Source organism: Grimontia sp. AD028, assembly GCF_000973155.1.
GTDB classification, from domain to species: Bacteria; Pseudomonadota; Gammaproteobacteria; order Enterobacterales; family Vibrionaceae; genus Enterovibrio; species Enterovibrio indicus.
Genome location: NZ_LASY01000166.1, coordinates 1 through 12,174 on the forward strand (window position 1 = coordinate 1; position 12,174 = coordinate 12,174).

At 49.8% G+C, this 12,174-nt stretch carries 10 protein-coding genes; 5 read left to right on the top strand and 5 right to left on the bottom strand.

Annotated elements, in window-relative coordinates:
* Window positions 1-120 precede the first annotated feature (120 nt).
* The gene (locus RN22_RS23680) at window positions 121-669 is read right to left on the bottom strand and encodes a cupin domain-containing protein (RefSeq protein WP_002542174.1); all 549 of its coding nucleotides are present in this window, start codon (window positions 667-669) and stop codon (window positions 121-123) included.
* A gap of 348 nt (window positions 670-1,017) precedes the next feature.
* Between RN22_RS23680 and RN22_RS23685 the strand changes: the two genes are divergently transcribed.
* Together RN22_RS23685 and RN22_RS23690 are read left to right on the top strand one after the other, a co-directional pair.
* On the top strand, window positions 1,018-2,322 hold the full coding sequence (locus tag RN22_RS23685) for an FAD-binding oxidoreductase (RefSeq protein ID WP_046308364.1): 1,305 nt from the start codon (window positions 1,018-1,020) through the stop codon (window positions 2,320-2,322).
* Window positions 2,323-2,462: 140 nt separating this feature from the next.
* A complete protein-coding gene (locus RN22_RS23690) occupies window positions 2,463-3,683 on the top strand; it encodes a bifunctional alpha/beta hydrolase/OsmC family protein (RefSeq protein ID WP_046308367.1) in 1,221 nt (406 codons plus the stop codon).
* A 73-nt stretch (window positions 3,684-3,756) separates the two neighbouring features.
* Here RN22_RS23690 and RN22_RS23695 read toward each other — a convergent pair whose 3' ends face one another.
* Window positions 3,757-5,253: an aldehyde dehydrogenase gene (locus RN22_RS23695; RefSeq protein ID WP_046308369.1), complete on the bottom strand. Its 1,497-nt coding sequence runs from the start codon at window positions 5,251-5,253 to the stop codon at window positions 3,757-3,759.
* A gap of 197 nt (window positions 5,254-5,450) precedes the next feature.
* Here RN22_RS23695 and RN22_RS23700 point away from each other — a divergent pair, with 197 nt between their 5' ends.
* Both RN22_RS23700 and RN22_RS23705 read left to right on the top strand, forming a co-directional pair.
* A complete protein-coding gene (locus RN22_RS23700) occupies window positions 5,451-6,788 on the top strand; it encodes an aspartate aminotransferase family protein (RefSeq protein WP_046308371.1) in 1,338 nt (445 codons plus the stop codon).
* A 20-nt stretch (window positions 6,789-6,808) separates the two neighbouring features.
* Window positions 6,809-8,293, top strand: a complete 1,485-nt coding sequence (locus RN22_RS23705; RefSeq protein WP_046308373.1) for a CoA-acylating methylmalonate-semialdehyde dehydrogenase — start codon at window positions 6,809-6,811, stop codon at window positions 8,291-8,293.
* Window positions 8,294-8,361: 68 nt separating this feature from the next.
* Here the strand turns inward: RN22_RS23705 and RN22_RS23710 are convergent, their stop codons facing one another.
* The 3 genes from RN22_RS23710 to RN22_RS23720 all read right to left on the bottom strand — a co-directional run bounded on the left by RN22_RS23710 (window position 8,362) and on the right by RN22_RS23720 (window position 10,400).
* Window positions 8,362-8,970, bottom strand: coding sequence for an EAL and HDOD domain-containing protein (locus RN22_RS23710; RefSeq protein ID WP_046308375.1), 609 nt, complete (start codon window positions 8,968-8,970; stop codon window positions 8,362-8,364).
* 167 nt (window positions 8,971-9,137) lie between these two features.
* The gene (gene lpxH / locus RN22_RS23715; RefSeq protein ID WP_046308377.1) at window positions 9,138-9,860 is read right to left on the bottom strand and encodes a UDP-2,3-diacylglucosamine diphosphatase; all 723 of its coding nucleotides are present in this window, start codon (window positions 9,858-9,860) and stop codon (window positions 9,138-9,140) included.
* A 42-nt stretch (window positions 9,861-9,902) separates the two neighbouring features.
* Window positions 9,903-10,400 carry a peptidylprolyl isomerase gene (locus RN22_RS23720; RefSeq protein WP_002542184.1) on the bottom strand — a complete coding sequence of 166 codons (498 nt, stop codon included), beginning with the start codon at window positions 10,398-10,400 and terminating at the stop codon, window positions 9,903-9,905.
* Between the two features lie 226 nt (window positions 10,401-10,626).
* On the opposite strand from RN22_RS23720, the gene cysS reads away from it, so the two are divergent.
* The gene (gene cysS, locus RN22_RS23725; protein ID WP_046308379.1) at window positions 10,627-12,009 is read left to right on the top strand and encodes a cysteine--tRNA ligase; all 1,383 of its coding nucleotides are present in this window, start codon (window positions 10,627-10,629) and stop codon (window positions 12,007-12,009) included.
* The last annotated feature ends 165 nt before the right edge of the window (window positions 12,010-12,174 follow it).

Below are 12,174 nucleotides of genomic sequence, written 5' to 3' on the forward strand. Positions count from 1 at the left end.
CTTGTTCTCGAGCATTTTTCCTGCGCCATTTCTGATCAGCTACCTACTGTGATTGGTATAACGGGAAAACAAAAACGCCCGGTTCGTTTTTCCGGGCGTTCTTTCAACTTGGTTGATGGCTTAGAAATTCGCTGGCGTTGTTGCGCTAAACAGACGGCAAGTGGCATCGAATGGGTTGGCAAAACGGTGCGGGCGGTTACTGTCAAAGTAATAGCTGTCGCCGACTTCCAGAACGAAAATATCGTCACCGACGGTCAGTTCGAGCTTGCCTTCCACAACCAAACCCGCTTCTTCGCCTTCATGCTGCAGCATCTCCTCACCGGAATGCGCACCTGGTGGATAGGTTTCGGAAAGCACAGAGATAGCTCGGTTTGGGAACTCTTTGCCTATAAGCTTCATTGATACGGAGTCATCGCCGATTTCGAGTAGATCCTGTTGGCGATAGATGACAGGCGCTGACTCTGTTTGTCCAATATCGGCAGAGAAGAACTCAACCAAAGACATGGGAATACCAGACAAAACTTTCTTCAGCGAACTGACAGAAGGACTGACGCTGTTTTTCTCAATCATCGAGATGGTACTGTTGGTTACGCCTGCGCGTTTAGCGAGTTCGCGTTGCGATAGTCCGCGACTTTTTCTAACGGCTTTAAGGTTTGCACCAATGTCCAATGTTCGATTCTCCCTGCTTTGACTGGGTTTTGTTAGTTAGCTTCAGTCACTGTAATAGATTTTGAACAAGCGATCCTACTTCCATAAGGCGAGTAATCAAGTGTTTTGTGATGACTTCGTCATTATGTAAAAAATATAAACCACAAATTTGCAATGTATTATGCACCTTATTGATCAACATCTTTTCTCGGTGGTCACTTACAGCTCGGCCTTTATAAGGCGGCTTTAGCTTTGTTAAGTATCTTGAGCTGATAGTGATAACCTGACCACACCGTACAATTTTTGCTTCACCCCCCGAAGGAAAATACGGTAGTCTTTGTTAATTATATTTTACAAAGGATGTAAGGCATGGCGCATACACCATCGAATCTTCCCCATACCTCTTCTTATTACGCAGCCACTGCGAAATACCCGCAGCGTTATCCTGCTTTGACGGAATCAATCAGTGTGGATGTGTGTATTGTTGGTGGTGGATTCAGCGGCATAAACAGTGCGATTGAGCTGGCTCAACGTGGTTATTCCGTGGCTGTGCTTGAAGCCAACAAGATTGGATGGGGTGCGTCAGGCCGCAATGGTGGCGAATTGATCCGTGGTATTGGTCATGGCATTGAGCAGTTCACTAATCAAATAGGTAAAGAAGGTGTCGCCGCCATCAGTCAGATGGGTTTGGAAGCAGTGCAGATCGTTAAAGATCGCGTGGAAGCGTTCAGTATTGATTGCGATCTCGCCATGGGATATTGCGATCTGGCGATGAAACCCTCTCACATGAAAGAGCTTCAGGAAGATTTTGATGATCTGAGCGTAAACCAGTATCCCCATGAAATCCGCATGCTCGAAAAAGCAGATCTTGCGGAAGTTATTGGGTCTGACCGTTACATCGGCGGCATGTTGGATATGGGCAGTGGCCATTTACATCCTCTGAACCTGGTGACAGGTGAAGCGGCAGCTGCTGCTGGTCTGGGCGTCCAGCTTTTCGAAGACAGTGCTGCGACGGAAATCATCAAGGGCCAAAAGCCCATCGTGAAAACGGCGCAAGGGCAAGTAACTTGCAACTATCTGCTACTGGCAGGTAACGCGTATATCGGCCACAAACTGGAGCCTTATATAGGTGGGAAGGTGCTTCCAGCAGGCAGTTACATCATCGCCACTGAACCGCTCACTGACGAACAGGTCGCCAGCACCATTCCGAAGAACATGGCGTTTGCCGATCTCAGCATCGCCCTTGATTACTATCATCTCTCCGGTGACAACCGCTTACTGTTTGGTGGGCTATGTACCTATTCCGGAAAAGATCCAAAAGACATCACCGCAGCCCTGTTGCCAAATCTTGAGCGGGTTTTCCCGCAGCTGAAAGGCGTGGGTATCGATTTCGAATGGGGCGGAATGATTGGGATTGGTGCGAACCGTTTACCTCAAATTGGCCGACTGCCGGATGCCCCGAATATTTTCTATGCACAGGCATATTCCGGCCATGGTGTGAATGCCACCCACATGGCAGGCAAAGTCATTGCAGAAGCGATCTCAGGGACTGCCGAGCGCTTTGATGTGTTCGCCAAGGTGAAGCACATGACGTTCCCAGGAGGACCATTGTTGCGCTCGCCCTTATTGGCGATCGGCATGACTTATCACCGCTTGAAAGAAGCACTGCAATAAACCTCATACTTAAATCATCCGTTTAAAGCGTCTCAAGCTTAAGCCTGAGGCGCTTTGTTATCTTTTATGCCCTGTTCCGGTCATGTCTATGAGTGTTAGCGTGAGCTAAATAACGCGAATCAAATAACCGGGAGACGGAAATGGCAGCAAAAAGAAGCAAGGTAACCTTTCAAAGCAATGGGCTAGAACTTGCTGGAATGTTAGAGACGCCAGAGCAAAACGCGAGAGGCTATGCCTTGTTTGCACATTGCTTTACCTGCGGAAAAGATGTGGCGGCGGCTTCCCGTATTTCACGCGCTTTAGTGAACATCGGCTTTGCGGTCTTTCGCTTTGACTTTACGGGGCTGGGCGGCAGTGACGGTGATTTTGCCAATACCAACTTTTCTTCCAACGTTGATGATTTGGTCGCAGCGGCAGATTTCCTGCGCGATAACTACGAAGCGCCACTGCTGCTGATTGGCCACAGTCTGGGTGGTCGTGCGGTGCTGTCGGCGGCACATCGCATTCCAGAAGTCTCAGCGGTGGCGACCATTGGCGCGCCAGCAGATGCTGAGCATGTGTCCAAGCAGTTTGCTGCTCATGTGGAACAAATTGAGGCCGAAGGTGAAGCAGAGCTTTCTTTGGCAGGTCGTCCTTTTACTATCAAGAAACAGTTCCTTGATGATATCCGCGCCGACAATGACGATATCGAAAACCTGCGTGTACCGCTGCTGGTGATGCATTCCCCAATCGATAACATCGTGCTGATTAAAGAAGCCGAGAAAATCTACACCCGCGCTAAGCATCCTAAGAGCTTTGTGACGCTGGATTCTGCCGATCACTTGCTGACCAACAAAAACGATGCTCAGTATGTGGCTGAGCTTATCGCGGCCTGGTCTCACCGTTACATAGACAGGGCGGCGCCAGTCAAAGAGGCTGAAGAAGGCGTGAAACGTGGTGAGGTTCTGGTGCATGAGCATAACAAACAGTTTACCCGTACCATCCAAACAGACCATCATCAGTGGTTTGCCGATGAACCTGTCGATTACAGTGGCGACAATCTAGGACCTGACCCTTACGAACATGTGTTGGCTGGATTGGGTGCGTGTACCTCCATGACGCTGCGTATGTACGCTAACCGCAAGAAGCTGCCGTTGGATGATGTAAAAGTGACCTTGTCGCACAGTCGTCAGCACGGTGAGGATTGCGAGCACTGTGATGAAAACAACGCGAAGGTCGAGGTCATGTCCCGCGAAATTGAACTGTTTGGTGACCTAACAGATGACGAGCGTCAGCGTTTACTGGAAATTGCCGATAAGTGTCCGGTACACAAAACGCTGGAAGGCAAGATTGTTATCACTACCGAACTGAAAGATAAGTAATACGGTATCGGTAAATATAAAAGACCGGCTCGATGAGCCGGTCTTTTTTGTTCAAGTTAAGGTGTTAGTCAGATCAAAGCGCAATCCAGGTGGCTTTCACTTCCGTGTATTTCTCGAACGCGTGGAGTGATTTATCGCGGCCATTACCGGATTGCTTGTAGCCACCAAATGGCGCAGTCATGTCGCCGCCATCATAATGGTTAATCCATACCATCCCAGTTCGCAGCGCTTTTGCGGTTTTGTGTGCTTTGCTGATGTCAGATGTCCATACCGCAGAGGCAAGGCCATAATCGGTATCGTTGGCAATGGCGACTGCTTGTTCAGGAGTGTCGAAGGTGATCACCGACAAGACAGGGCCGAATATCTCTTCACGGGCAATCGCCATATCATTGTTCACATTATCGAACACTGTGGGCTCGACAAATAAACCGCCGGTTTCTGCCATCACACGTTGACCACCACACACCATCTTGGCGCCGCCTTGTGCGCCCTTGTCGATGTACGTCAGCACGGTATCAAGCTGTTGTTGGTCAACCACGGCACCGACCTGAGTGTCTGGGTCTAGCGGATGCCCTGGTTGCCAGCCTTTCAGGTTTTCGACAACTTTTTCGATAAAGGTATCTTTGATAGACGCTTCCACCAACAAGCGCGAGCCAGCGGTACAGACTTCGCCTTGGTTGAACGCAATGGCAGAGGCAGCAGCAGAGGCTGCGGCATCTAAATCTGGCGCATCAGCAAAGACGATATTCGGGCTCTTACCGCCAGCCTCCAGCCAGACACGCTTCATATTTGATTCGCCAGCGTAAATCATCAGTTGTTTGGCGATTTTGGTGGAGCCCGTGAACACCAGAGTATCAACATCCATATGCAGTGCGAGCGCTTTGCCCACCGTGTGCCCAAAGCCAGGCAGCACATTTAGCACGCCTTTTGGCATACCTGCCTCAATGGCAAGTTCGCCAAGACGGATGGCGGTGAGTGGTGATTTTTCTGAAGGTTTAAGTACGACAGAGTTGCCAGAGGCGAGGGCAGGGCCAAGCTTCCAACAGGCCATCAGCATAGGGAAGTTCCAGGGCACGATAGCGGCCACAACGCCCACAGGCTCGCGGGTGACCATGCCGATTTCATTGTGCGGCGTGGGGGCGAGTTCGTCATAAATCTTGTCGACCGCTTCGCCTGACCAACGAATAGCTCGGGCGGCACCGTTCACATCAACGGCTTTGGAATAGCGGATAGGTTTGCCCATATCCAGCGTTTCAAGGAGCGCCAGTTCATCGCCGTTTTCTTCTATTAATTCCGCAAAACGGATCACGATTTTCTTACGCTCTGCAGGAGGAAGGTGAGCCCATACACCAGACTCAAACGTTGCACGGGCATTGCTGACAGCGAGGTTAGCGTCAGCAAGATCGCAACTGGCAACATCGGCCAGCACACGACCATCAACCGGACTGATGCAGGCAAAGGTCTCTCCAGAAACCGCATCGCGGTATTCACCATCGATGAATGCCTGTCCTTTGATTGTTATAGATTGTGCGAGTGCATCCCAGTCTTGACGAGACTTGTGCGAAGTCATAGCAGCCCCTTTTCCCTGTTATGTGCGATGAATATGGCCACTGTGCACCATTTCAAAATATTTTACAATTGGTGCGATTTATTCTTTAGATATTGAACATAGGCCGTTTACTGTTCGTTATATTTGACATAGTATTGCAAATATTGGCCGCTAGGCAACATCTTGTTAACAACGGAAGCAAGCAAGGAACCCTGACTATGGCAGTGAACAAATCACAGAGTGAAGGAGCACGTCTGGACAACTTCTGGATGCCTTTCACCGCAAACCGTCAGTACAAAACCACGCCACGTTTACTCGCAAAAGCAGAAGGCATGTATTACACCGACGTTGAGGGGAATTCAGTGCTGGATTCGACGGCCGGGTTGTGGTGCTGCAACGCGGGTCATAGCCGTGATCAAATCACTGATGCTGTAAGTAAACAAATCAAAGAACTCGACTATGCGCCAACCTTCCAGATGGGGCATCCTCTCCCATTTGAACTCGCTGAGCGTTTAGCAGAATTGGCTCCTGCCGATTTGAATCGCGTGTTCTTCACCAACTCGGGTTCTGAATCTGCCGATACAGCGTTGAAAATTGCGCTTGCCTATCAGCGGGCCCGTGGTCATGCCAATCGCACCATGTTTATTGGTCGCGAGCAGGGCTATCACGGCACAGGTTTTGGCGGTATTTCTGTGGGCGGTATGGTGAATAACCGCAAAGCGTTTAACAGTCAGTTGCTGCCAAGTGTTGCTCATCTTCCACATACTTTGGACATAGAACGCAATGCCTTCTCGAAAGGTTTGCCAGAGCACGGTATCGAACGTGCTGAGGTGCTGGAACAGCTGATTGCCCTGCACGGCGCTGAAAATATCGCAGCGGTGATGGTTGAGCCAATGTCAGGATCGGGTGGGGTTATTCTTCCGCCAAAAGGTTATCTAAAACGTCTTCGTGAAATCACGGCCAAACACGACATTCTGTTGATCTTCGATGAAGTGATCACGGGCTTCGGCCGTGTGGGTGATGCCTTTGCATCGCAGCGCTGGGATGTTACGCCAGACATTATTACTACCGCGAAAGCCTTGACCAATGGCGCGATCCCAATGGGTGCGGTAATGGTGAGTGATCGTATTTACGAAGCCTGCATGAATGCAGCGCCGGAGGACACGATCGAGCTTTTCCACGGTTATACCTATTCCGGTCACCCGGTTGCGGCAGCAGCAGCGCTGGCAACGCTTGATATTTACCGTGACGAGAATCTGTTCGAGCGTGCAAGGCAATTTGAAACTGAATGGGAAGAGGCACTGCATTCGCTCGATAATTTGCCAAATGTGATTGATGTTCGAAACACAGGCTTGATTGCCGGCATTCAGTTTGCACCTAGCAGTGAGGGCGCCGGTAAACGCGGTTATGACATCTTTACACGCTGTTTCTACGACGGTGTGTTAGTGCGCGCTTCGGGCGACATCATCGCCATGTCGCCGCCACTTATTATGGAATCGAAACACATCGATCAGATGGTCAGCACGCTGGAACGCGCCATCAAGCAAGCGATTTAACTTTAAGGGGATATAAGGATATGTCTGTAACGCACTACATTGATGGCAAATACACAGCCGAAAGCGAGCGCAAGCAAGCGCTGTTTAACCCTGCGACCGGCGAGCAAAGTGGCGAAGTCTCTTTGGCATCAGTTGCCGAAACCGAAGCTGCAATTGCTTCTGCCAAAGCCGCTTTTCCTGCATGGTCCGAAATGTCGCCACTTCGCCGTGCCCGTGTGATGTTTAAGTTCAAGGCGTTGGTGGAAGAAAACATCGACGAGCTCGCGGCGCTCATTACCAAAGAGCACGGAAAGGTGCTGGATGATGCCAAAGGAGAGTTAACCCGTGGTCTGGAAGTCGTCGAGTTTGCCTGCGGTATTCCTCATTTATTGAAAGGCGAGATGACAGAGCAAATTGGCTCGGGCATTGATGCCTGGTCACTCAACCAGCCTTTGGGTGTGGTGGCAGGTATTTCGCCGTTTAACTTCCCGGTGATGGTGCCGATGTGGATGTTCCCGATCGCGATTGCCTGTGGTAACACCTTCGTGATGAAGCCGTCGGAAAAAGACCCAAGCTCAACGCTGCGTATCGCAGAGTTACTCACTGAAGCGGGTTTGCCGGATGGCGTTTTCAACGTGGTCAATGGGGACAAAGAAGCCGTAGATGTATTGCTGACTCACCCAGATGTGCAGGCAGTCAGCTTTGTGGGTTCGACTCCGATTGCTGAATACATCTACAGCACGGCATCAGCGCACGGTAAGCGTGTTCAGGCATTGGGCGGCGCGAAAAACCACATGGTGGTGATGCCTGATGCGGATCTGGATCAAGCGGTTGCGGCCTTGATGGGCGCGGCTTACGGCTCTGCCGGTGAGCGCTGTATGGCGATTTCTGTAGCGGTTGCGGTAGGCAATGTTGCAGATGCCCTGATTGAAAAGCTGACGCCAAAAGTGAAAGAACTTCGTGTTGGTAATGGCGTGATTGAAGGCATGGAAATGGGGCCTTTGGTAACGAAAGAACACCTAAGCAAAGTGGAAGGCTATGTGGCGAAAGGTGTTGAAGAAGGCGCTGACTTGCTTGTTGATGGCCGTGGTGTTCAGGCTGAAGGTGGAGATGGCTACTTCCTGGGTGGTTGCTTGTTCGATAATGTCACACCAGAAATGACTATCTATCGCGACGAAATTTTTGGTCCGGTTCTGTCTGTGGTTCGCGTGCCGGATTATGCGACGGCGGTGAAACTGATTAATGATCATGAATTTGGCAACGGTACGGCCATCTTTACCCAAAATGGCGATGCAGCGCGTCAGTTCTGTCATGAAATTCAGGTAGGTATGGTTGGCGTGAATGTGCCCATCCCTGTGCCAATGGCATTCCACAGTTTTGGCGGCTGGAAGCGTTCACTGTTTGGTTCGCTTCATGTGCACGGTCCTGATGGTGTGCGCTTCTACACTAGACGCAAGGCGATCACCGCGCGATGGCCAACCGGGCTCAGGGCGAACGCCGATTTTATTATGCCAACAATGAAATAATGGCAATTTGCCTGAAAGAAAAAAGGAACCGAACGGTTCCTTTTTTCATGTGGAGTACTGATTGAACGTTAAGCGACGTTTGAAAAGAAAATGCGCTCAGGTTTACTTAGCTGATAACCCTGAAACAGGTCGAAGCCCATTTCAAGCGCTGCGTGATATTCCTCGTCAGTCTCTATCTTTTCAGCCAGCAGTTTAAATTCAAATCGCTTTCGGTATTTGCTGACAAACTGGGAAATCTGAGTCAGGGTCTGTGCCCGGAAGTCGATTTTCACGCAATCCGCCAATCGAAGGAAAGGGAGCCAGTCGGACGACGGAACAAAATCATCAAACGCGATTTGATAGCCGTGGGACTTCAGGTCTTCCAGTGCTTTGTAAAGCTCAGCGTCCGCCACACAATCTTCAAGCACCTCAATAACCAATTCTTGAGCTGGATAGTTAAGTGCTTTGCCTTGAATAAGGCTGTCGTAACAGAAGTTAACGAAGCAGGGGAGGCCATCAGAAACACGCGTGACGCCGCCGGTTGTCTCGCAGAATAAATCATTCAGCACACTGTCAGTGGCGATGTCAGATTCGATACAAGGAAAAGAATCACAGCAGCCTTCGCGAAACAACAACTCATAAGCAATGACTTTTTGCTCTGAGTTATAGATCGCCTGCCGTGCAATGTTTGAACGCATAGAATGCCAACGTTTCCTTAAAGAGGATTACGAAATTAATTGTATAATAGGTCTCATATTCGAGAGTGCTAATAATGGCTGATATTTCGCGACGGAAATTAATGAGAAAACTCATGCTTTTCTCATCTTGACCATTCGGTCAGCTCGTCGTGATTTTCATCGAGCATTTAAAACGCGCGGGTTTGCAGCGTGCAGCCTTCTTCGGTACAGACCAAAACAGAGCCTTGAGTGTACCAATCACCGAGTACGATTCGTTGAGCCGGATCATTTCCAATGCGAATGTCATGAATATCCGGTCTGTGAGTGTGACCATGAATGAGTTGCGTCACGCCACTGTCTTTCATTACATGCAACACCTCAGATTGGTCGACATCCATGATGTCTTCTGACTTTTCCATGTTGCTTTTGGTGCTACCCGCCCGGATCTTTTCGCCGATACGGCGCCTGACGGAAAGCGGTAATCTAAAGAAGAGCCACTGGATCAGCGGGTTGTGCACTTTTTTACGGTAGCGCTGATACCCTTCGTCCTGAATACACAATGTGTCGCCATGCATGATGAGCGTGGGCTTACCGAATAAATCGATCACATGGTGTTCAGGCAGCAGAGTCATGCCCGACGCTTTTGCAAACCGTTTGCCGACCAAAAAATCGCGGTTTCCATGAATGAAATAGATGGGGATACCCAGATCGCTGAGTGCTTTAAAAGCATCTGCCACTTCAATTTGAAGCGGGGTTCCGTCGTCGTCACCAATCCAGGACTCAAACAGGTCGCCCAACACATAAAGTGCACTTGCCTTTGGGGCGTCCTCTTTCAGGAAACGCAAAAAGCACTGGGTAATTTCAGGATGGGTAGGGCTGAGATGGAGATCAGAGATAAATAATACGGTCATAGATAATATAAGGGCAGCAAGTCATTGCTGCCCCTCAGTGCCTTATTCTTCGATAGTCACGCTTTCGATCAGCACTTCTTCTACAGGCACGTCCTGGTGAACGTAACCCCAGTTACCGGTAGCAACGTCTTTGATCTTGTTAACCACGTCCATACCTTCAACCACTTCACCGAATACACAGTAACCCCAACCGTCTGGCGTTTCAGATTTGAAGTCCAGGAAGGTGTTGTTGTTAACGTTGATGAAGAACTGAGAGCTCGCTGAATGCGGTTCCATAGTACGTGCCATTGCAATGGTACCTACTTTGTTGCTCAGGCCGTTGTTAGCTTCGTTTTTAATCGGTGCGTTGGTTTCTTTTTCTTGCATGCCAGAAGCCATGCCGCCGCCTTGAATCATGAAACCGTCGATGACACGGTGGAACAGAGTGCCGTTGTAAAAACCGTCACGGCAGTATTGCAGGAAGTTTTCTGCAGTCACTGGCGCTTTTTCGCTGTTCAGTTGGATTTTGATGTCACCAAAGTTGGTATGAAGCGTAACCATGATTTGTTCCTATAAATTCGCGTTTAGCTTTGAACGTTTGATTCTATCCTAGTGGTCGTGACATTCAACTGATCACACCAGAAAAATCAGCCTTATGACTCAGCATAGCGCCTGCATGCTTTAATTGTATGCGCGCCTCTGTTCACCCTTGCCTAAACTCGGAGGAAAAGGTGTAATATGCCATTCCTCTTATCATTTAATATTTGTAATGGGTAACCCGACTACCATGTTGAAGATTTACAACTCCCTCACCAAGAAAAAAGAAGAATTCAAACCTATCCATCCTGGCAAGGTTGGCATGTATGTGTGTGGGGTTACCATTTACGATTTGTGTCACATCGGCCATGGCCGCACCTTCGTTTCATTCGACGTGGTATCACGTTACCTGCGCTTCTTGGGTTATGACCTGAAGTTCGTTCGTAACATCACAGACATCGATGACAAGATCATCAAGCGAGCCGCTGAAAACGGAGAAAGCTGTGATTCACTGACTGAGCGTCTGATCGGTGAAATGTATGCTGACTTTGATGCGCTGAACATGAAGCGTCCAGACGTTGAGCCTCGCGCAACGCAATTTATTGCTGAAATCATTACGCTGGTGGAGCGTTTGATTGAGCGTGGTTTCGCTTATGTTGCTTCTAACGGCGACGTGCTGTTCGAAGTGGCGAAGTTTGACGAGTACGGCAAGCTGTCACGTCAGGACCTGGACCAGCTTCAGGCGGGTGCACGTGTTGACGTGGAAGAAGCGAAGAAAAGCCCACTGGATTTCGTACTGTGGAAAATGTCGAAGCCGGGTGAACCAACATGGGAATCTCCTTGGGGGCCAGGTCGTCCGGGCTGGCATATCGAATGTTCTGCAATGAACTCTGCCATTCTGGGTAATCATTTTGATATCCACGGCGGTGGTTCAGATCTGACATTCCCGCACCACGAGAATGAAATCGCGCAATCTTGCTGTGCACATGACACCCAGTACGTAAATACCTGGATGCATAGCGGCATGGTGATGGTTGACCGCGAGAAGATGTCCAAGTCTCTGGGTAACTTCTTCACTATCCGTGATGTGCTGGCGCACTACGATGCGGAAACCGTCCGCTACTTCCTGATGTCTGGTCACTACCGCAGCCAGCTGAACTACAGCGAAGAGAACCTGAAACAAGCACGTGCGTCGATGGAACGTCTGTATACGTCACTGCGTGGCCTTGATCTTTCAGTCACTGCGGAAGGTGGTGAAGAGTTCACTGAGCGTTTCAAAGCAGCAATGGACGACGATTTCAACACGCCAGAAGCGTATTCAGTACTGTTCGACATGGCGCGCGAAATCAATCGCCTGAAAGCGGAAGATGTGGAAGCAGCCTCGAAACTGGCAGCGCGTATGCGTGAACTGGCTGAAGTGCTTGGCCTGTTGGAGCAAGACCCAGAAGCCTTCCTGCAAGGCAACGCGGGTGGCGATGATGAAGTGGCGGAAATTGAAGCTCTGATCAAAGCGCGTAACGATGCACGCGCAAGCAAAGACTGGGCGGCAGCGGATGCTGCGCGTGATGCTTTGACCGCAATGGGTATCGTTCTGGAAGACGGCGCAGCAGGCACCACTTGGCGTCGTAAATAAGCCAAATTCCCATATCTAATGAAACGGAGCTTAGTGCTCCGTTTTTTATTTCTTTCCTTTCCCTTGAGCACTGTCTCTATACCCAAACGACCTGAAGATGCTCGCATTCAGAGGTCATCAATGCGTTCAATTCGAGGCAAATTTTGCGAGGAATAGTGGTTCTAT